Annotated in this window: 20 protein-coding genes and 4 tRNA genes; 2 read left to right on the top strand and 22 right to left on the bottom strand. The window is 68.8% G+C overall.

What is annotated here, in order from left to right; all coding sequences use genetic code 11:
* Window positions 1-30: 30 nt before the first annotated feature.
* The 16 genes from ODJ79_RS05810 to ODJ79_RS05735 form a co-directional block, all read right to left on the bottom strand.
* The gene (locus ODJ79_RS05810; RefSeq protein ID WP_263022273.1) at window positions 31-3,471 is read right to left on the bottom strand and encodes a DNA-directed RNA polymerase subunit beta; all 3,441 of its coding nucleotides are present in this window, start codon (window positions 3,469-3,471) and stop codon (window positions 31-33) included.
* 608 nt (window positions 3,472-4,079) lie between these two features.
* A complete protein-coding gene (gene rplL, locus ODJ79_RS05805; protein WP_263022272.1) occupies window positions 4,080-4,466 on the bottom strand; it encodes a 50S ribosomal protein L7/L12 in 387 nt (128 codons plus the stop codon).
* Window positions 4,467-4,523: 57 nt separating this feature from the next.
* Window positions 4,524-5,069 (bottom strand): 50S ribosomal protein L10, encoded by a 546-nt coding sequence (gene rplJ / locus ODJ79_RS05800; protein WP_263022271.1) that lies wholly within the window; start codon window positions 5,067-5,069, stop codon window positions 4,524-4,526.
* 798 nt (window positions 5,070-5,867) lie between these two features.
* The gene (locus tag ODJ79_RS05795) at window positions 5,868-6,530 is read right to left on the bottom strand and encodes a hypothetical protein (RefSeq protein WP_263022369.1); all 663 of its coding nucleotides are present in this window, start codon (window positions 6,528-6,530) and stop codon (window positions 5,868-5,870) included.
* A gap of 14 nt (window positions 6,531-6,544) precedes the next feature.
* Window positions 6,545-7,339, bottom strand: coding sequence for an ATP-binding cassette domain-containing protein (locus ODJ79_RS05790; protein ID WP_263022270.1), 795 nt, complete (start codon window positions 7,337-7,339; stop codon window positions 6,545-6,547).
* 69 nt (window positions 7,340-7,408) lie between these two features.
* Entirely contained in the window at window positions 7,409-8,116 is a 708-nt protein-coding gene (rplA, locus tag ODJ79_RS05785; protein WP_263022269.1) for a 50S ribosomal protein L1, read from the bottom strand.
* Between the two features lie 63 nt (window positions 8,117-8,179).
* Window positions 8,180-8,920 carry a transcription termination/antitermination protein NusG gene (gene nusG, locus ODJ79_RS05780; protein WP_263022268.1) on the bottom strand — a complete coding sequence of 247 codons (741 nt, stop codon included), beginning with the start codon at window positions 8,918-8,920 and terminating at the stop codon, window positions 8,180-8,182.
* 46 nt (window positions 8,921-8,966) lie between these two features.
* The gene (gene secE / locus ODJ79_RS05775) at window positions 8,967-9,344 is read right to left on the bottom strand and encodes a preprotein translocase subunit SecE (RefSeq protein WP_263022267.1); all 378 of its coding nucleotides are present in this window, start codon (window positions 9,342-9,344) and stop codon (window positions 8,967-8,969) included.
* A gap of 106 nt (window positions 9,345-9,450) precedes the next feature.
* Window positions 9,451-9,523 (bottom strand) — tRNA-Trp (locus ODJ79_RS05770).
* 103 nt (window positions 9,524-9,626) lie between these two features.
* Entirely contained in the window at window positions 9,627-10,022 is a 396-nt protein-coding gene (locus ODJ79_RS05765) for a MaoC family dehydratase (RefSeq protein WP_263022266.1), read from the bottom strand.
* A gap of 3 nt (window positions 10,023-10,025) precedes the next feature.
* The gene (locus tag ODJ79_RS05760) at window positions 10,026-10,475 is read right to left on the bottom strand and encodes a MaoC family dehydratase N-terminal domain-containing protein (RefSeq protein ID WP_263022265.1); all 450 of its coding nucleotides are present in this window, start codon (window positions 10,473-10,475) and stop codon (window positions 10,026-10,028) included.
* A gap of 80 nt (window positions 10,476-10,555) precedes the next feature.
* Window positions 10,556-10,723, bottom strand: a complete 168-nt coding sequence (gene rpmG, locus ODJ79_RS05755; RefSeq protein WP_263022264.1) for a 50S ribosomal protein L33 — start codon at window positions 10,721-10,723, stop codon at window positions 10,556-10,558.
* A gap of 83 nt (window positions 10,724-10,806) precedes the next feature.
* Window positions 10,807-10,879, bottom strand: a tRNA-Met gene (locus ODJ79_RS05750).
* A gap of 48 nt (window positions 10,880-10,927) precedes the next feature.
* Window positions 10,928-11,000 (bottom strand) — tRNA-Thr (locus tag ODJ79_RS05745).
* A gap of 70 nt (window positions 11,001-11,070) precedes the next feature.
* Complete coding sequence (locus ODJ79_RS05740) at window positions 11,071-13,605, bottom strand: putative bifunctional diguanylate cyclase/phosphodiesterase (protein WP_263022263.1); 2,535 nt, start codon at window positions 13,603-13,605, stop codon at window positions 11,071-11,073.
* Window positions 13,606-13,667: 62 nt separating this feature from the next.
* Entirely contained in the window at window positions 13,668-13,811 is a 144-nt protein-coding gene (locus ODJ79_RS05735) for a hypothetical protein (RefSeq protein ID WP_263022262.1), read from the bottom strand.
* Between the two features lie 275 nt (window positions 13,812-14,086).
* On the opposite strand from ODJ79_RS05735, the gene ODJ79_RS05730 reads away from it, so the two are divergent.
* Entirely contained in the window at window positions 14,087-14,500 is a 414-nt protein-coding gene (locus ODJ79_RS05730) for a hypothetical protein (RefSeq protein WP_263022261.1), read from the top strand.
* Between the two features lie 4 nt (window positions 14,501-14,504).
* Here the strand turns inward: ODJ79_RS05730 and ODJ79_RS05725 are convergent, their stop codons facing one another.
* From ODJ79_RS05725 to ODJ79_RS05710, 4 genes are read right to left on the bottom strand one after another with little or no spacing between them, the layout of a single operon-like run.
* Window positions 14,505-15,314, bottom strand: coding sequence for a sulfurtransferase (locus ODJ79_RS05725; RefSeq protein WP_263022260.1), 810 nt, complete (start codon window positions 15,312-15,314; stop codon window positions 14,505-14,507).
* 32 nt (window positions 15,315-15,346) lie between these two features.
* On the bottom strand, window positions 15,347-15,982 hold the full coding sequence (locus ODJ79_RS05720; protein WP_263022259.1) for a LysE family translocator: 636 nt from the start codon (window positions 15,980-15,982) through the stop codon (window positions 15,347-15,349).
* A 9-nt stretch (window positions 15,983-15,991) separates the two neighbouring features.
* Window positions 15,992-16,324 (bottom strand): hypothetical protein, encoded by a 333-nt coding sequence (locus tag ODJ79_RS05715; protein ID WP_263022258.1) that lies wholly within the window; start codon window positions 16,322-16,324, stop codon window positions 15,992-15,994.
* 53 nt (window positions 16,325-16,377) lie between these two features.
* A complete protein-coding gene (locus tag ODJ79_RS05710) occupies window positions 16,378-16,872 on the bottom strand; it encodes a YajQ family cyclic di-GMP-binding protein (RefSeq protein WP_263022257.1) in 495 nt (164 codons plus the stop codon).
* A 149-nt stretch (window positions 16,873-17,021) separates the two neighbouring features.
* Between ODJ79_RS05710 and ODJ79_RS05705 the strand changes: the two genes are divergently transcribed.
* Window positions 17,022-17,105 (top strand) — tRNA-Tyr (locus tag ODJ79_RS05705).
* Window positions 17,106-17,334: 229 nt separating this feature from the next.
* Here ODJ79_RS05705 and ODJ79_RS05700 read toward each other — a convergent pair.
* Entirely contained in the window at window positions 17,335-17,640 is a 306-nt protein-coding gene (locus ODJ79_RS05700) for a hypothetical protein (protein ID WP_263022256.1), read from the bottom strand.
* Between the two features lie 208 nt (window positions 17,641-17,848).
* Window positions 17,849-18,715, bottom strand: coding sequence for a hypothetical protein (locus ODJ79_RS05695; protein WP_263022255.1), 867 nt, complete (start codon window positions 18,713-18,715; stop codon window positions 17,849-17,851).
* Between the last annotated feature and the right edge of the window lie 22 nt (window positions 18,716-18,737).

The raw sequence follows: 18,737 nt of genomic DNA, 5'->3' as shown, positions 1-18,737 counted from the left end.
GGAGGCGCCCCCTTGCGGGGGCGCCGACCGTCAGATCTCTTCGACGCTGCTGACGCCCTCGTTCGGGCGTCGGGACAGGTCGATACCCAGTTCCTCCGCGGCCCGGAAGACCTCGTCGTCCGTCTCGCGCATCTCCAGGGCCACGCCGTCGCTGGAAAGCACCTCAACGTTCAGGCACAGCGACTGCAGCTCCTTGAGCAGCACCTTGAAGGACTCCGGGATGCCCGGTTCCGGGATGTTCTCGCCCTTGACGATGGCCTCGTAGACCTTCACGCGACCGAGCACGTCGTCGGACTTGATGGTGAGCAGCTCCTGCAGCGCGTAGGCCGCGCCGTAGGCCTGCATGGCCCAGCACTCCATCTCGCCGAACCGCTGGCCACCGAACTGCGCCTTACCACCCAGCGGCTGCTGCGTGATCATCGAGTACGGGCCGGTCGACCGCGCGTGGATCTTGTCGTCGACCAGGTGGTTCAGCTTGAGGATGTAGACGTAGCCGACCGAGATCGGGTCCGGCAGCGGCTCACCGGAGCGGCCGTCGAACAGCTGCGCCTTGCCATCGCCGTTGACCAGCCGCTTACCGTCGCGGTTGACCAGCGTCGACTCGAGGAGGCCCTTGATCTCCTCCTCCTGCGCGCCGTCGAAGACCGGGGTCGCGACGTTCGAGTCCTTGGGGGACTCGTGCGCCTCGATGGCCTTCAGCTGACGCTTCCAGTCGGCGTCCTCGCCGTCCACCGACCAGCCGGTCTTGGCGATCCACCCGAGGTGGGTCTCCAGCACCTGGCCGATGTTCATACGCGAGGGCACACCGAGCGGGTTGAGCACGATGTCGACCGGCGTGCCGTCCTCGAGGAACGGCATGTCCTCGACCGGAAGGATCTTGGAGATGACGCCCTTGTTGCCGTGCCGGCCGGCGAGCTTGTCGCCGTCCTGGATCTTCCGCTTCTGTGCGACGTACACCCGGACCAGCTCGTTCACGCCCGGGGGCAGCTCGTCGCCGTCCTCGCGGGAGAAGGTGCGGACGCCGATGACCGTGCCGGTCTCGCCGTGCGGCACCTTCAGCGAGGTGTCCCGGACCTCGCGCGCCTTCTCACCGAAGATCGCGCGGAGCAGCCGCTCCTCGGGGGTGAGCTCGGTCTCGCCCTTGGGCGTGACCTTGCCGACCAGGATGTCGCCGGGGACGACCTCGGCGCCGATCCGGATGATGCCCCGCTCGTCCAGGTCCGCCAGCATCTCCTCGCTGACGTTGGGGATGTCGCGGGTGATCTCCTCCGGGCCGAGCTTGGTGTCCCGGGCGTCGACCTCGTGCTCCTCGATGTGGATCGAGGTGAGCACGTCCTGCTGCACGAGGCGCTGCGACAGGATGATCGCGTCCTCGTAGTTGTGGCCCTCCCAGCACATGAACGCGACCAGGAGGTTGCGGCCCAGAGCCATCTCCCCCTCGTCGGTGCACGGACCGTCGGCGATGACCTGGCCGGCCTCGACCCGGTCACCCTCGAACACGACCGGCTTCTGGTTGACGCAGGAGCCGGCGTTCGAGCGGCGGAACTTGTGCAGCAGGTAGGTACGGCGGTGACCGTCGTCCTGGTGCACCGTCACGTAGTCGGCGCACAGGTCCTCGACCACGCCGCCGACCTCGGCGACGACCACGTCACCGGCGTCGACCGCGGCGCGGTACTCCATGCCGGTGCCGACCAGCGGCGCCTCGGCCTTGACCAGCGGCACGGCCTGACGCTGCATGTTCGCGCCCATGAGCGCGCGGTTCGCGTCGTCGTGCTCGAGGAACGGGATCATCGCGGTCGCGACCGAGGTCATCTGCCGCGGCGACACGTCCATGTAGTCGACCTGCGCGCCGGGCACGTAGTCGACCTCACCGCCCTTCCGGCGGACCAGGACGCGGTCGTCGGCGAAGGTGCCGTCACCCATCAGCGGCGCGTTGGCCTGCGCCTTGATGTAACGGTCCTCCTCGTCGGCGGTCAGGTAGTGGACCTCGTCGGTGACCCGGCCGTCCTCCACCTTCCGGTACGGCGTCTCGATGAAGCCGAACGGGTTGACCCGCGCGAACGTGGAGAGCGCGCCGATCAGACCGATGTTCGGGCCCTCGGGGGTCTCGATCGGGCACATCCGGCCGTAGTGGGACGGGTGCACGTCGCGAACCTCGAAGCCGGCCCGCTCACGCGACAGACCACCCGGGCCGAGCGCGCTCAGCCGCCGCCGGTGGGTCAGGCCCGCCAGCGGATTGGTCTGGTCCATGAACTGCGACAGCTGCGAGGTGCCGAAGAACTCCTTGATCGCCGCCACCACCGGGCGGATGTTGATCAGGGTCTGCGGCGTGATCGCCTCGACGTCCTGGGTCGTCATGCGCTCGCGCACGACGCGCTCCATCCGGGACAGGCCGACACGGACCTGGTTCTGGATGAGCTCGCCGACGGTACGCAGACGCCGGTTGCCGAAGTGGTCGATGTCGTCGGCCTCGTAGCCCTCCTCACCGGCGTGCAGCCGGCAGAGGTACTCGACGGTCTTGACGATGTCTTCCTCGGTGAGAACGCCGTTCTGGATCGGGACGTCGATCTCGAGCTTCTTGTTGAACTTGTACCGGCCGACCTTGGCGACGTCGTACCGCTTCGGGTTGAAGAAGAGGTTGTCGAGCAGGGTCTGCGCGTTCTCCCGGGTCGGGGGCTCGCCCGGGCGAAGCTTGCGGTAGATGTCGAGCAGGGCCTCGTCCTGCCCCGCGATGTGGTCCTTCTCGAGGGTCGTCATGAGCAGCTCGGACCAGCCGAACCGCTCCCGGATCTGGTCGGCCGACCAGCCGATCGCCTTGAGCAGGACGGTGACGGCCTGCCGGCGCTTGCGGTCGATCCGGACACCCACGGTGTCGCGCTTGTCGATGTCGAACTCCAGCCAGGCACCCCGGCTCGGGATGACCTTGACGCTGGAGAGGTCGCGGTCGGAGGTCTTGTCCGGCTCCTTGGTGAAGTACACGCCCGGCGAGCGGACGAGCTGGCTCACCACGACCCGCTCGGTGCCGTTGATGACGAACGTCCCCTTGGGGGTCATCATCGGGAAGTCGCCCATGAACACGGTCTGGCTCTTGATCTCACCAGTCGTGTTGTTGGTGAACTCCGCGGTCACGAACAGCGGCGCGCAGTAAGTCAGATCCTTCTCCTTGCACTCCTCGATCGAGGCCTTGACCTCGTCGAATCGGGGAGACGAGAAGGACAGCGACATAGTGCCGGAGAAGTCCTCAATGGGACTGATCTCTTCGAGGATCTCTGCGAGGCCCGAGTGGGCGTGCGGGTCGTCCGTCGACCGGGCCTGCCAAGCCTCGTTACCGACCAGCCAGTCGAAGGACTCCGTCTGGAGGGCAAGAAGGTTGGGGACCTCTAGTTGCTCGGTGATCCTGCCGAAAGAGACACGGCGGGGTGCGTAAGCGCTCGACGTACGGCTGGTCTTCGCAGGGCGGGAAGCTGCCAAGATGCGTCCTTCCGAGGACCGGTGCTGCTGATGCGGCTGCAGCTGCGGTATGCAACTGTTTGCGTTGCCCTCGTTTGTAGGCACTGTAACGAGCCCCCAGGAAGTCACCCAGATGGATGTCCTGGCAGGGCTCAAGGCAGAAGGCAGCGCAAACTAGCAGTGTAGCCGCTCGGCTAACCGCTGTCCAGCCCACACCAGAGGGGGCCTGCGGAACGTTGCCCCACTAGCCGCTGACCTGCGCCTCCAGGGGCCAGGGCCAACTGCGGGGCCGCTCGAACGCGGCACGTCTCCCTCGGGTGCCGTCTGCGAAGGACCCGTTGAATGCCGGGCCACCCGCAGGGCGGCTGTCGCAAGCGCGGAGAACTTGCTGATGTCAGCGTGCCTGTCAGCGGACACTCAGTCAAGAGTTGCGCCGCGGGTCGGACTTGTGCCGCAGCCCAGCGGGCACATCCCAGCGACCATACTCCAACGATTGCCCGATTAAACCGACTTTGCCGGTCGGGAGGCCGACAGCCTCACTAGCTGCCGCAATACGGCCAAAAACGCCGATGGCGGAGACCCGGGTACCGGGTCCCCGCCATCCGCAAGGGAAAGCTTGGAGCGTTAGATCACTTGAGGGTGACCTTGGCGCCCTCGCCCTCGAGCTTGGCCTTGGCGGCCTCGGCCTTCTCCTTGTTGACACCCTCGAGGATCGCCTTGGGGGCGCTCTCGACGGCGTCCTTGGCCTCCTTGAGGCCCAGGCCGGTCAGCTCACGCACGACCTTGATGACCTGGATCTTCTTGCCACCGTCGCCCTCGAGAACGACGTCGAACGAGTCCTTCTCCTCCTCGGCCGGAGCGGCCGGGCCGCCCGGGCCGGCAACGGCCGCGACGGCGACCGGAGCAGCCGCGGTGACCTCGAAGGTCTCCTCGAACTGCTTCACGAACTCGGACAGCTCGATCAGCGTCATCTCCTTGAACGCGTCGAGCAGCTCGTCGGTGCTGAGCTTCGCCATGTTAGGCAACCTTTCCTAGCTTTTGTGGTGAAAGTCGTGCTGGGTTCCGGGTGGCGCTCAGGCCTCCGCGGAACCGTCCTTCTCGCGCTTCTCCTGCAGGGCGGCCGCGAGGCGCGCCACCTGCGACAGCGGGGCCTGGAACAGACCGGCCGCCTTGGTCAGGTTGCCCTTCATGGCGCCGGCCAGCTTGGCCAGCAGAACCTCACGAGACTCGAGGTCAGCGATCTTGTTGACCTCAGCGGCCGTGATCGCCTTACCCTCGAAAACACCGCCCTTGATGATCAGGACGGGGTGGGCCTTGGCGAAAGCCCGAAGGCTCTTGGCCGCCTCGACCGGGTCGCCGTTGATGAAGGCGAGCGCGGTAGGACCGGTGAACAGCTCGTCGAGGCCCTCGATACCCGCGTCGGTCGCCGCCCGCTTCGCGAGCGTGTTCTTCGACACGGAGTACTTGGTCTCCTTGCCGAGCGAACGCCGCAGCTCGGTGAGCTGCTTGACCGTGAGGCCGCGGTACTCGGTCAACACGGTGGCCGTCGAACCACGGAAGTCATCGGTGAGCTCGGCGACGGCGCTGGCCTTGTCGGCCCGGACCGGCTTGTCCGCCATGTCCCTCCTCTCTCAGTGCTCAAAGCCACTGGCCTGGGAGAAGGAACCGAGAATGAGAAACGCCCCGGCGCAAGGGCACGGGGCGGGCGCACGGCGTTCCGCTAGGAAGCCTGCTCACGAACCGTTCTCCCCTACGCGGGCCGCCCGCAATCTGCGGGGCCTTCGACCGAACCCTCCGTCGTTTCCGGCGGCGGTGCGGCGACCAGCGGTCTATGGGTGGAACTTCGATAAGAAAGATTACGCGCTCCCGTCCCGACCGCCAAATCCGCCCCCGGCGTGCGGCCCCCGGCGTGCCGCCGCTCGTCCGGCTGCCCTCGCCCGACTTCGCCTGCGGCCCCTGGCGTGCGGCCCGTCGGGTGCGGCCCCTGGCGTGCGGCCCGTCGCATGCGGCCCCTTGCCCGCCGTCGCGTGCGGCCCCTTGCCCGCCGTCGCGTGCGGCCCCTTGCCCGCCGTCGCGTGCGGCCCTCGCCCGCCGTCGCGTACGGCCCTCACGCGCGTTCTCCTCGCATGCGCCCCCGCTCGCGACGCCTCGCGTGCGGCGCCTCGCGTGCGGCCGCTCGTCCGGCGCGCCTCGCATCGACCTCGCGTGCGGGCCTGGCGCACAGCCCCTTGCTCGCCGTCGCGTGCGGTCTCCTCGCATGCGGCCCAGGTGCGCGGCGCCTGGCGTGCGGCCCCATGGTGTGCGACTCGCCGCGGCCCCTCGCGCGCGGCCGCGAACCGCCCCCGCCCCGGCACTGGGTGGGGACGAGTCAAGCATGCGGGTCTGACAGTTTTGGGGCGTTGTCCACTGGGCGACCGTCAGGAGCGGGCGCGGCGCAGCCAGCCGTAGGCGGCGAAGGCGACGGTGCACCACAGCGCGGCCCAGCCGGTCAGGAAGGCGAGACGGTCGGGGGACGGCAGGTGCCGGCCGTTCAGGGCTCGGGCGGTGGCCATCACCGGGGGCACCAGCCAGGGGGCGACCGAGCCGCTCAGCCCTAGCACCACCACCAGCACCGCGGCCACCACCAGGATCGTCAGGCTCAGCCGGACGCTGCGCGTGACGGCTCGGCTGGCCAGGGCGCCGACGGCGATCGCCGGTGGGACGGCCAGGAGGTGGGCCAGGATGCCCAGGGCGATGCCGCCGCCGAGGGCGTTGCTGGCGTCGATGCCGTTGAACAGCCAGGGGGCGGCCATCGCGGCCACGCAGACGGCCAGGGACAGCACCAGGGCGGCCAGGATGCCCGCGGTGGCCTCTCGGGCGGGGCCGACCGACAGGCGGGCCAGGCGGCGCTGCACGTCGGGCTCGGTGTCCAGGAGCAGCTTGGTGAGCCAGGCGAGGACCGGGAACAGCGCGGCGGCGGAATAGCCGTAGGCGACCGCGGCCGGGGAGGCGCCGCCGCCGTAGATGATGCCGAGTTCGACCAGGACGGCGATCAAGGGGGCCAGCGCTCGGCCGCCGCGGACGAAACCGGCGATCCGCATTGCCACCAGCGGCCTCATCTGCGTACGCCCAACACACGGTGACCGGATGCGCGCAGCGCAACCACCGCCCGGTCGGCCTCGGAGCGACGGACCGCGACCTCGACGATCACCTCGTCCTCCGCCACGGGCGAGCCCGACAAAGGCGAAGGCGAGGGCAAAGGCGAAGGCAAAGGCAAAGGCAAAGGCGCAGGCGAAGGCAAAGGCGCAGGCGCAGTGATCTGCAGGACGCCGTCGGCGACCGTCCAGTGCACCGCGCCGGGCAGTGCGGTGATCTCGCCGCGGTGGTCGCTGACCAGGACCACGCCGCCGGCCGCGGTGACCTCGGCGACGATGTCGGGGATCAGCGTGCGGGCGACCGAGTCGAGGCCCTCCCACGGCTCATCAAGAACAAGCAACCCAGGGGGTACGAGGAGGGCTTGCGCGAGCCCCACCTTCTGCGCGGTGCCCTTGGAGAGGTCGGCCAGCCGCGTCTCGGCGTGCTCGGTCAGCAGCAGGCGCTCGATCCAGTGGCCGACGGCCGCCGGGGAAGCGCCGCGCACCTCGGCCATCCGGCGCAGGTAGTCGCCCGCGGTGAACGGCTGGTCAGCTGGGAAGCGCTCGGGCACCCAGCCGACGACCGCGGGCCGGCCGCGGATCGCGCCGCGGCCCGGGCGCAGGACGCCGGCGGCCAGCTGGAGCAGGGTGGACTTGCCGGCGCCGTTGCGGCCCAGGATCACGACCGTCGAGCCGGGGTCGGCCGTGGCCTCCACCTCGCGCAGCGTCCAGTCAGCCCGCCGGGCGTACCGGAACCACATCTGCTCGAACCGCACGGCCGCAAGCCTGCCACAAAGAAGGCCCCCGGAGTGTCCCCCGGGGGCCGTTCCAGTGATCTAGGTCGATCAGGCCTCGGACTTGAAGCCCTTGATCACGTTCGGGTCGACCGGCACGCCGGGGCCCATGGTGGTGGTGACGGTGACCTTCTTGAGGTACTTGCCCTTGGCCGCCGACGGCTTCACGCGGAGCACCTCGTCGAGGACGGCCGCGTAGTTGTCGATCAGCTGGTCCTGGGAGAAGGACGCCTTACCGATGATCAGGTGCAGGTTCGAGTGCTTGTCCACCCGGAAGGTGATCTTGCCGCCCTTGATCTCGTTGACCGCCTTGGTGACGTCCATCGTGACCGTGCCGGTCTTGGGGTTCGGCATGAGGCCGCGCGGGCCGAGGATACGGGCGATCCGACCGATCTTGGCCATCTGGTCGGGGGTCGCGATCGCGGCGTCGAACTCCAGCCAGCCGCCCTGGATGCGGGCGACGAGCTCGTCGGTGCCGACCTCGTCGGCGCCGGCCGCCACGGCCTCCTCGGCCTTGGCGCCCTGGGCGAAGACGATCACGCGGGCCGTCTTGCCGGTGCCGTGCGGCAGGTTCACCGTGCCGCGGACCATCTGGTCGGCCTTGCGGGGGTCGACGCCGAGGCGCATCGCGACCTCGACGGTGGCGTCGAACTTGGTCGGGCTCGTCTCCTTGGCCAGTTTGATCGCGTCGGCCGGCTCGTAGAGCTTGGTGTGGTCGATGAGCTCGGCCGCCTTGCGGTAGCCCTTACTGCGCTGCATTTCTTGACTCCTGTGGTTGCTGGCGGGGCCCCTCGGATCGGGACCCCTCCCACTGACTTGCGGTCAGATCTTGGTGACCTGGTTGAAGTTGAGCTCCACCGGCGTCTCGCGCCCGAAGATGGAGACCAGAACCTTCAACTTCTGCTGGTCGGCATTAATTTCGCTGATCGAGGCCGGCAGCGAGGCGAACGCGCCGTCGGTGACCGTGACCGAGTCGCCGACCTCGAAGTCGAGGACCTTGATCTCGGGCTTGGCCTTCTTCTCCTCCTGCTCGACGGCCGGGGCGAGCCACTTGAGCACCTCGTCCAGCGAGAGGGGAGCCGGCCGGTCGACCCGGTCGGTGGCGCCGACGAACCCGGTGACGCCCGGCGTGTTGCGCACGCAGGAGTACGACTCGGGGGTCAGATCCATCCGGACCAGGATGTAGCCCGGGAAGACCTTGTTGTTGACCTGCTGGCGCTTGCCGTTCTTGACCTCGACCTCTTCGCGGGTCGGCACCTCGACCTGGAAGATGAAGTCCTCCATGTCGAGGCTCGTGATCCGGGTCTCGAGGTTGGTCTTGACCTTGTTCTCGTAGCCCGCGTAGGAGTGCACGACATACCACTCGCCGGGCGCATAGCGCAGCTTCTGCCGCAGCTCCTGCACCGGGTCGAAGTCGTCGTCGTCCTGCTGCTCGGTCTCGTCGGAAGCCACGACGGCCTCCTCCTCAACGGGGGCGGCCTCGACCGACTCGTCGGTGCCCGCCGTGGCCACCGACGAGGGCTCGTCGGCGGACTGCGCGGTCTCGTCGTCGTACTCAGGCACGCTCGCTCACTTCCAGATAAGTCTGCTCAGTACTGCCGGGACGGCGTCACTTGCCGCCGAAAGCCCAGAAGATCAGCTTGCCGAACCCGTAGTCCAGCACGCCGACGATGGCGGTCATGACCGTCACGAACGCGATCACGATCGTCGTGTAGGTCAGCAGTTCCTTGCGCGTCGGCCAGATGACCTTACGCAGTTCGCTGACCACCTCACGGAAGAAACCACCGATGCGGCCGAAGAAGCCGGTGCGACGTGCTTCCTTCTTCTTCTTGGGCTCGCCCTTGGTGCGCTCGGCGACGGCGGTGCCGCCACGGCTCACCGGGGCGTCGTCGGCGTCGTCGGACTCCGTGTCGTCGTCGACGATGTCGTCAAACACCTCGTCGTCGGCCGGGTCGCCGGCGTCACCGGGTCGGTTCCTCTCGGCCATGGCGCCCTACTTCCGTCCTCGTGGTGGTGGTCCCCGTCGGCACCCGTTTCCGGGGCGGGGGTCGTGCGGACCGCTGTCCCGGGCGGGCACGTCTGGGAGAGTTGCGCAGGGGTGACAGGACTTGAACCTGCAGCCTGCGGTTTTGGAGACCGCTGCTCTGCCAATTGAGCTACACCCCTGTGCGAGGCGCTTTTCCCCCCGGATCGCGGCATGCGCGTCTAGGGGGTCAATGCCCCACGGCGGACCAGTGTACGGGTACACCGCCCGTTAGCCCAACCCGCCCTACCGTTTCCGGATGACGGCTTGTGCCATGGAGAGAACTTTCTCTCCCTGACAGGTCGCGGTGAGCGCCAGTCTGGTGTTCCCGTCCTCGGTCTCGCCCTTCACGGTGGCGGTCACGACGACCTCGGTGCCCTCGTCGGTGTCCGGCACCGGGACCGGCCGGGAGAAGCGCACGCCGAACTCGACGACCGCGTCGGGCGCGCCGGCCCAGGCGGTCACCGCACGGCCCACCAGGGCCATCGTGAACATGCCGTGGGCGATCACGCCGGGCAGGCCCACCGAGTTCGCGAAGCGCTCGCTCCAGTGGATCGGGTTGAAGTCGCCGGAGGCGCCGGCGTAGCGGACCAGGTCGGCCCGGGTGACCCGGAAGGTCTGCGGCTCGAAGGACTCGGTCACGTGCTACTCCTCCCCGCGCTGCACGAGCTTGGCCCACACGGTGACCACCGGCTCGCCGTCCTCGGTCGACACGTCGCTGCGGGTGGTCATGAAGTCGTGACCGCCCCGGCTGGTGATCTCCTCGACGGTGTTCACGCAGACCAGGGCGTCACCGGCGACGATCGGCCGGCGGTAGGCGAACCTCTGGTCGCCGTGCACCACTCGGCTGTAGTCGATGCCGAGCGCGGGGTCCTCGACGATCTGCCGGTGGCTCGAGGCCATCGTGAAGATGATCGGGAAGGTCGGCGGGGCGACGACGTCGGCGTAACCGAGGGCGCGGGCCGCCGCGGGGTCGAGGTACTCCGGGTCGGTGGCGCCGATCGCGCGGGCGAACTCGCGGATCTTCTCGCGGCCGACCTGGTACGGCTCGGTGGGCGGGTACGAACGTCCGACGTAGGACTGGTCCAGCGGCATGCCCACAAACTACTCTGCGCCGCCCGGTGCCCCCATGGTGAGAGGGCCTGGACGGCGCAGGTCGTGCTGGTGACCCTGGGTCAGCGCGTCTCGCGGTGCACGGTGTGCTTGCCGTCCCGCGGGCAGAACTTCTTCAGCTCGATGCGGTCGGGGTCGTTACGCCGGTTCTTCCGGGTGATGTAGTTCCGCTCCTTGCACTCCGTACACGCCAGGGTGATCTTCGGACGGACGTCGGTCGCCTTGGCCACGGCAAGGTGCCTTCCTGCTCACAGGGTTTCTTAACGACATACCAGCGTAGTTGACCGGTACGCCGATCGCAAAAAGTTGCTAGTAGCGGTGGCCGGACTTGAACCGGCGACACAGCGATTATGAGCCGCTTGCTCTGCCAACTGAGCTACACCGCCGAGCCAGGCTCACGATCCAGCGCCGGCGGCGGGGAACGAACCCGGTAGAGCCCCCTTACGGAATCGAACCGTAGACCTTCTCCTTACCATGGAGACGCTCTGCCGACTGAGCTAAGGGGGCTTGCGCGCGCGCTTTCGCTTGCCGCGCAGACAAGACAATACACGGCCCCAAGTCGGGGGTGAAATCGGGGTCAGATCACCGCGCGCAGCCGGCGGACCTCGCCCGTGGGGGTGGATTCCGGCTCGGTCTGAGCGCTGAACCAGGCCTCCAGGCGCTCGTACGGCAGCGGGCGGCTGAACAGATAGCCCTGGCCGATCTCGCAGCCCATCTCCTCCAGCAGGTCGAGGGTCAACTCGCTCTCGACCCCCTCGGCCACCACGGTGAGACCGAACTCACGGGACAGGCTGACCACCGCCCGCACGATCGCCAGGTCGCCGGAGTCGGTTGCCATCCCCTGCACGAAGCTGTCGTCGATCTTGACCTCGTGCACCGGCCACTGTCGCAGGTACGACAGCGACGACGCGCCCGTCCCGAAGTCGTCGACGCTGAGCCGTACGCCGAGGTCGCGCAGCCGGTAGAGGGTCGGCAGCACCCGTTCGATGTCGCCGAGCATGCCCGGCTCGGAGATCTCGAAGGTCACCTGGGCAGGGGCCACGCCGTACCGCTCCAGCTGCTCCTCCACCACGTCGGGGAAGCGGGAGTCGAGCAGGGTGCGGACCGACAGGTTGACCGCGATGGAGAGCGGACGGTCCGCCTCGGCCCACTCCCGGCAGCGGCGCAGGCCCTCGGTGAGCACCCGCTCGGTGAGCCGGGAGAGCTGGCCGGTGTGCTCGGCGACGGCCACGAAGTCTTCCGGTGCGACCTCGCCGTGCGCGGCGTGCGTCCAGCGGGCCAGGCACTCGACGCCGACCAGGTGCCGGTCGGCGAGCGTGACCTTGGGCTGGTAGTAGACGTCCAGCTCGTCGTTGTCGAGAGCATTGCGCAGATCGGCGGCGATCCCGAGACGGCGTACGGCGCGGGACTCCAGGGCGGGGTGGAAGAGCTGGACGCCGTACGGCAGGACCTTGGCGGCGTTCGCGGCGAGCTCGGCCCGCTGGATCAGCGTCTCCGGATCGGCGCCGTGATCGGGGTAGACCGACACCCCGACGGCCGTGTCGACGTCCAGCGTGAGGGTGCCGACCGTCATCGGGCCGCGCAGCTGCTCGCGCATCTCGGTGGCCAGCCGGACGGTCGCGTCGACGCTCTCGGCGCGCTGGGTGACCACGAACTCGTCACCGCCGATCCGGCCGACCAGGGCGCCCGGGCCGGCGATCGCGCGCAGCCGCTCGGCCACCTCGGCGAGCAGCTTGTCGCCGGCCGCGTGGCCCATCGACTCGTTCACGTCGCGCTGACCGTCGACGTCGAAGAGCAGGGTGGCGACGACCTCGGACTCGGCGTGGACCTTGACCGCCTCGGCGAGCGCGTCGGTGATCCGCCGGCGGTTGGGCAGGCCGGTGAGCCGATCGTGGTACGCGTCGTGCCGCAGGCGCTCGACCAGCCGGGAGTTTTCCACGGCGGCGGCCGCGTGCGCGGCGATCGTCTCGAGCACCTGGGCGTCGGCGGCGCGGAAGACGCGGGTGTCGCCGATCCGGTTGATCACCTCGAGGCTGCCGATCGTGGTCTGCCCGGACCGCAGCGGGACGACGATGACGTCTTTGATCTTGAAAGCGCGGAGTTCCCTGCGCAGATCCTGGGTCTGCTTGAAGCTGGGCCCGACCGCCACGGTCTGCCCGTCCTCGATCGCCCGTGTCCGGATCGCGGGCGGGGTAGGCGACAGGTCGAGCAGGCCCTTGTTCTCCACCCGGGCGGTGAGCATGACCTCCGGGTGCCGACCCTGCGGGGCGAGCCAGAGCGTCGCGTACTCGGCGCGCATCAGCGCACGCACCCGGCCGAGCAGCACGTCCGGCAGGGCGGCGTCGCCGCCCGCCTCGCGGACGGCCTTGGTGAGCTCGTAGACGTCGGTGAGGGTGCGGTGCTGCCGGAAGAACTCGGCGAACGACCGGAGCATCAGCACCAGCGCGCCGACCAGGACGGCCAGCAGGAGCGCGGACCATTTGGTGGCCGTCAGAGCGACCAGGAAGACCAGGCCGATCACGGTGTTGACGCAGGCGATGGCCAACGCCAGGGGCAGCCCGCGCAACGCGTCCTGACCGGCCCGGACGCCCTGGACGGCGGCCATGACGCCGGCCAGGCACAGGAAGTCGATCACCGTGTTGAACAACAGTGCCGCGGCGAGGACGCCCCAGCTCGCCGGGCCGGCGTCATGTGCGTGCGGGATCGCGGCGATCAGCAGGAGCGCCGCCGAGATCGCGGCCGACTGCTTGGCGACGTTGAACCACATCTTGACCGGGGTGATGACGGTCGAGCGCACCATCTGGGTACCGACCGAGGCGCAGGCCACGATGAGGATGACCATGGGCGGCGGCAGGAAGTACAGCAGCAGAACGAACGGAACCTCGGTCAGGATCATGCTGTACGTGCTGCGCCGGATGACGATGTTGAAGACGCTGACGTAGGCCAGGCAGATACCGACCAACCCGACCAGCCCGGCGGGCCAGGACTTGTACCAATCCGAATCGTGGCCCCAGAACGCGACGAAGCAGACGGCAGCGAACAGCGTCAGGGGGCCGGTGATCAGCCATGCATACTGCGCGGAGTGTTGGCGTGCGCGCGGGCGCCTGGCCATAACGCTCCTTTGTCAGTCGAGGCCGCCGGGGCGCAACCGGGTTGCCAGGCTCAGCGAAGGGCTCAGTCCCAATCGACGGTCAGGGACCCGACCGCGACCGCGGTGTGATTCTGTTCCGCTGTCCCGCCAGCGATGCCGACGCCGCCGAAGACAACGGCAAGCACGAGAACCAGACCCGCCACGCGGCCCAGTTTTCTTGCGAACATGCCCGGCTCCTCTGACGTCTTACGCGAACACATTGTTACGCAACCTGCGGTGGGTCACATGATGGTGCCACACCCGTTGTGCGACAGGGAGTGTCCGACGGCGGGTCGAGGCCACACATACTGAAATCCTGACCGAACGGCTGAGGTAGGGCGTGGTCCTGAACTCGAAAAATTGACGGCTTTCGGTAGGATTTAGTGGTAGAAATGAATGCGATTCGCCTCGCTTTCGTCAAGACCGCTTGACGTCAGGTCGGCCTGACGGGCAGGCTTTCCGGATGGCTGCCTCACCGGACGAGCTGGAGCGCGAACACACGCTTTCGACCGCCACATCGCGGTACGACGAGCTGCGGATGCGGGACGCGCTCGCCACGATGGCCGGCGATGCGCACGGCGACGACATCTCGCCGGCGCTCGGCCGCGACGAGGCGCTCGAGATGCTGGCGCTCAGCGAGGTCGTGATCCGTAAGGCCGGGTACGGCCGGCAGGCGATGGTGCGGACGGCGCGCGGCGCCGGGGCGTCCTGGACCCAGATCGGGGCGGCGCTGGGGAGCAGCAAGCAGGCGGCCTGGGAGGCGCACACGCGCTGGATCGAGGACCAGGGCCGCCAGCACGACCGCACCGGCTTCGAGGGACTCGGCCCGGACGCGGTCGCCCAGGCGCGCGACCTGGCCGGCGAGCCGGACTCTTAGCCGATCAGTCGCCGGTCGCGGCCGGGCGGTCGGTGGCGCTGTACTGCGACCAGGAGCCGGGGTAGAGCCGCCCCGGCGCGAACCCGGCCCGCTCGAGCGCCAGCAGGTTGTGGCAGGCGGTCACGCCCGACCCGCAGTAGGAGACGACCGTCGCGCCGTCGGTGACGCCGACCGCGACGAACCGCTCCCGAAGCTCGGCGGGCGGCAGGAAGAGGCCGGCCGCGTCCACGTTCTCCCGGGTCGGCAGGCTGCGGGCGCCCGGTATGTGCCCGGCACGCGGGTCGATCGGCTCGGTCTCGCCGCGGAACCGCTCCGGCTGCCGCGCGTCCAGCACCACGAACTCGGCGCTCGTGGCGTCCTCGACGTCGGCGAGCCGCTCGCTCGGCCAGGGCCTCGCCTCGAAGCTGCCGCGGGCACGCCGCGGCGTCGCGGTTTCCAGCTTTTCCCGGTACGCGTCGAGCCCGCCGTCCAGGAGGGCGGCGTCGTGGCCGGTGGCGCGCAGCATCCAGACCAGTCGCGCGGCCATCACTCCGCCGGCGTCGTCGTACCCGATCACGATGGTGTCGTCGCTCAGGCCGAGATCCGCCATACGCTCGGCGAACGCCTCCGGCGACGGCAGCGGGTGCCGGCCCTGCGCCGGCTCGGCGTGCGCCGCGAGATCGGTATCGAGGTCCACGAAGATCGCGCCCGGCAGATGCCCGCCCTCGTAGGCCGCGCGGCCGGACCGGCCGTCGAGGTAGTAGCGGACGTCGGCGAGCACCACCCGGTCGGAGTGCGCGCGGACGAAGTCGGGGCCGACCACCGGATCGATCACTGCTGCTCCCCTGCGTCTGGTTCTTGGTCTGGCTATTGGCTGCTCAGGCCGAGCTTCAGGCCGAAGCCGAGCAGGACCGCGCCCGTGCCGCCGTCCACCGCGCGCCGCACCGACCGCCGGGTCAGATACCTCCGCAGCGCGCCGGCCCCCACGATGATCCCACTGAACCAGAGCAGACCTTCAAGATCGTGTACGAGCGCGAGCAGCACCCCGACGAGCAGGGGCGACGAGCCGTGCGGGACGAACTGCGGCAGGACGGCGAGGTAGAACGCGCCGACCTTCGGGTTGAGGAGGCTGGTGCACAGGCCACGGCCGACGGTGTTCCAGACGGTCGGCACTGCGGCACCGGGTGCTTCCTCGGCGTACGCAATCCTGGTTTTGATCGCTCCGCGGACCATCCGCACGCCCAGATAGATCATGTACGCGGCGCCGGCCACCCGCAGCGCCGTGTACGCCACCTCGGAGGCGGTGAGCAGCGCCGAGACGCCGACGGCGGCGGACGCACCCCAGATCAGCGCGCCGGTGCCGACGCCCAGCGCGGTCGCGAAGGCCGGACCGCGGCCCATGCTCACGGCCGACCGCAGGACCAGCGCCGTATCCAGCCCCGGGGTGATCGTCAGCAGGGCGCCGAGCAGGGCGAACGAGAGAACCGCGTGCGTCAGATCCACGCGTCGTTCTTAGCCGCTCCCCCGGTTGCCGTGCCGCCGGTTTCCCATCCAGCGGTCACCGTGCCCGCGCGGCCGGAAACGGACGACCGCCACCGCGACCAGGGCGATCGCCACCAGGGAGATGAGCAGCGTCACCAGGCCGCCGTTCAACGCCGTGCCGAACACGATCAGCGAGAGGCCCACCCCAAACAGCAGGTGATACCAGCCGGCGTCGCGCACGCTGCGGAACGCGCGCTTGGTGGCGTCCGGCGCGCGCCCGGTGACCAGCATGCCCGCTCCGAACACCGCCAGGCCGACCCCCGCCACCCCGCCGACCACCAAGGTCCAGGTACTGGCGTTCATGGCCTCAGTCTGCCGCCGGGGACGCCCCCGGCGGCGGGAAATCACGAGGCCGGTCAGCGATAGTTGGTGAACTGCAGGGCGACGCCGAAGTCCTCGGACTTGAGCAACGTGATGACGGCCTGCAGATCGTCCTTCTTCTTGCCGGTGACCCGCAGCTGGTCGCCCTGGATCTGGGCCTGCACGCCCTTCGGACCCTCGTCGCGGATCTTCTTGCTGATCGCCTTGGCCTTGTCGGTCTCGATCCCCTCGACCACCTTGCAGTCGATCTTGTAGGTCTTCCCCGACTGCCGCGGCTCGCCGGCCTCCAGCGACTTCAGCGAGATGTTGCGCTTGACCAGCTTCTCCTTGAAGACGTCGAGGGCGGCGCTCGCCCGCTCCTCGGTCTCGGAGGTGATGGTCACGCCCTCCTCCCCCGACTTGGCGATGCTGGTGCCGGTACCCCGGAAGTCGAACCGGGTGCCGAGCTCCTTCTCCGCCTGGTGGAACGCGTTGTCGACCTCCTGCCTGTCGACCTTGCTGACGATGTCGAAGGACGGGCTGGCTGCCATGATCAGACTCCTGCGGGCTGGCGTACGTCGATGTATGCGGAGGACCACATCCGGGCCCTCGACATGCCGACCGTACCCGGTTGCAATCCCGGGCGGCGGTACGGCTATCCTGTTGTCCGCTGCTGCGCCAAGGTGCAGGGGCGTTCCCAGGCGGGTTGCCCGAGCGGCCAATGGGAGCGGACTGTAAATCCGTCGCGAAAGCTACGAAGGTTCGAATCCTTCACCCGCCACCACAGGGACAAAGAGGCCCCCTACCTGCTGAAATAGCCGGGTAGGGGGCCTTCTTCGTGGTCTCACTCGGTCTCGCTCGGAACCACTCGATCTCGCTGGTTGTGTCGTATACGTGTCGGCGTTCAGGTCGCAAGATCACCCGGTTCGAGGAACGCTTTGCCCCATCGTCAATCCGGCGCACACCCTTGCCCGACGGTCCAGCCTTGCGTAGATCGCCAACGGGACTGATGACTAGACGTCGGTCCACGCAGTGAAGCCCACCGACATCTGACCCCGACCTTGACGCGGAGGCGCCTTCTTGCTGGAGCGCTCCATGTGCACACCGCCGCACATGCCGTTCGCTCCGGCCAAAAGGGCGATCTGATACTTCGGCGACGTCCAGAGCATGATCCGGGTGTCGTCGGAATACCGCGTAATCTCGTCCGGTTCGCCAAGGGTCGCGATGATCGACGCCATCGTCCGGCCCCGCAGTTCGCCCAGTCCGTCGACGCGAGCCTTCAAGGATTGGCGCGTCGCGGCTCGCACCACGACAAACATGAGTCCAACAAGCAACAGGACAACTAGCAGGTTAAACGGCGTCATCTTACGTACGTCTCCCATTCAGCAAGAGGGCTCGCGACACGGTGCCAGCGTTCTCATCGACAGCTGGCCGAGCGAGGTGAGATTCGCCAACCACCCCCTCTTCGCGGTGTAGGGGTCTCGCACGGAACCGGCTTGAATTCGCCGGCGGCGTCGTTTGGGTGCATCAGGCCGCAAGATCACCCGGTTCGGGGAACGCTTCGTAGCCGTCCTCAATCCGGCGCATCGCCGCTTCCTCCTCGCCGAAGATCCAGCTCGCGTAGATCGCCAACAGGACCTTGATGCTGTGCCCGGCCCACCGGGCAACCAGGGCCGGGGACACGCCACAGGCCAACCAGTAGGAGACGCAGGCGTGTCGCAGGTCGTGAGGCCGGCGAGCCAGCGGCGAGGCGTGCTCGGCCGGGGTGAGCCCGATGGCACGGGCACGCTGCCACGCGGTGCCGATCGCGTTGCGGGTCACCGGCCGGCCGCTGGCCGTTACGTACATCCCGCCGGGGCCGCGCCGGGTGACGAACAGTCGGCCGTTCGGCGCGGGTGGCCACGCCTCGATGTGCCGGTCCAGCAGCGCGCACAGCGGCGGCGCGGCGGGCACGTCCCGCACGGCGGTCCCCGGCCGGTGCTTGAGGCCCCGCTGCTCGATCACGTCTCCGCTGTCGGTCCAGCGCGCCCCGGCCTCGACGACGGCACCGGTCAGGTGCAGCCAGCCCCAGCCACCCTTCCTCTTGGGCCGCTCGTACTCGGAGTCCAGCAGGTTCAGGCTTTCCTCCGGGCGCAGCGCGGCGAGATACATCGTCCCGAACAGCGCTTCCAGCTCGGGAACGGTGTTGCGCACGCCAACCAGCAGCCGGTGTCCCTGTCCCTGGTTGACGACGGCTCGGCGGTCCACCTCGGCGTTGAGCTTCGGGGCCTGCCACCGGACCTTGACGAACGGGTGCGCGTCGAGGTGACCCAGCTCGTTCGTTGAGTCCGCCCGCTTGTGGTTCGACTCGGTGGGGACAGCGTGGCGCGCGAGTACCGCTCGTGAGCGGCCCAACGCAGGCCGCCCTGGTCGGTGC

The organism is Actinoplanes sp. KI2, assembly GCF_025630775.1.
GTDB lineage: Bacteria > Actinomycetota > Actinomycetes > Mycobacteriales > Micromonosporaceae > Actinoplanes.
This window is presented reverse-complemented; position numbering and strand designations above follow the sequence as displayed.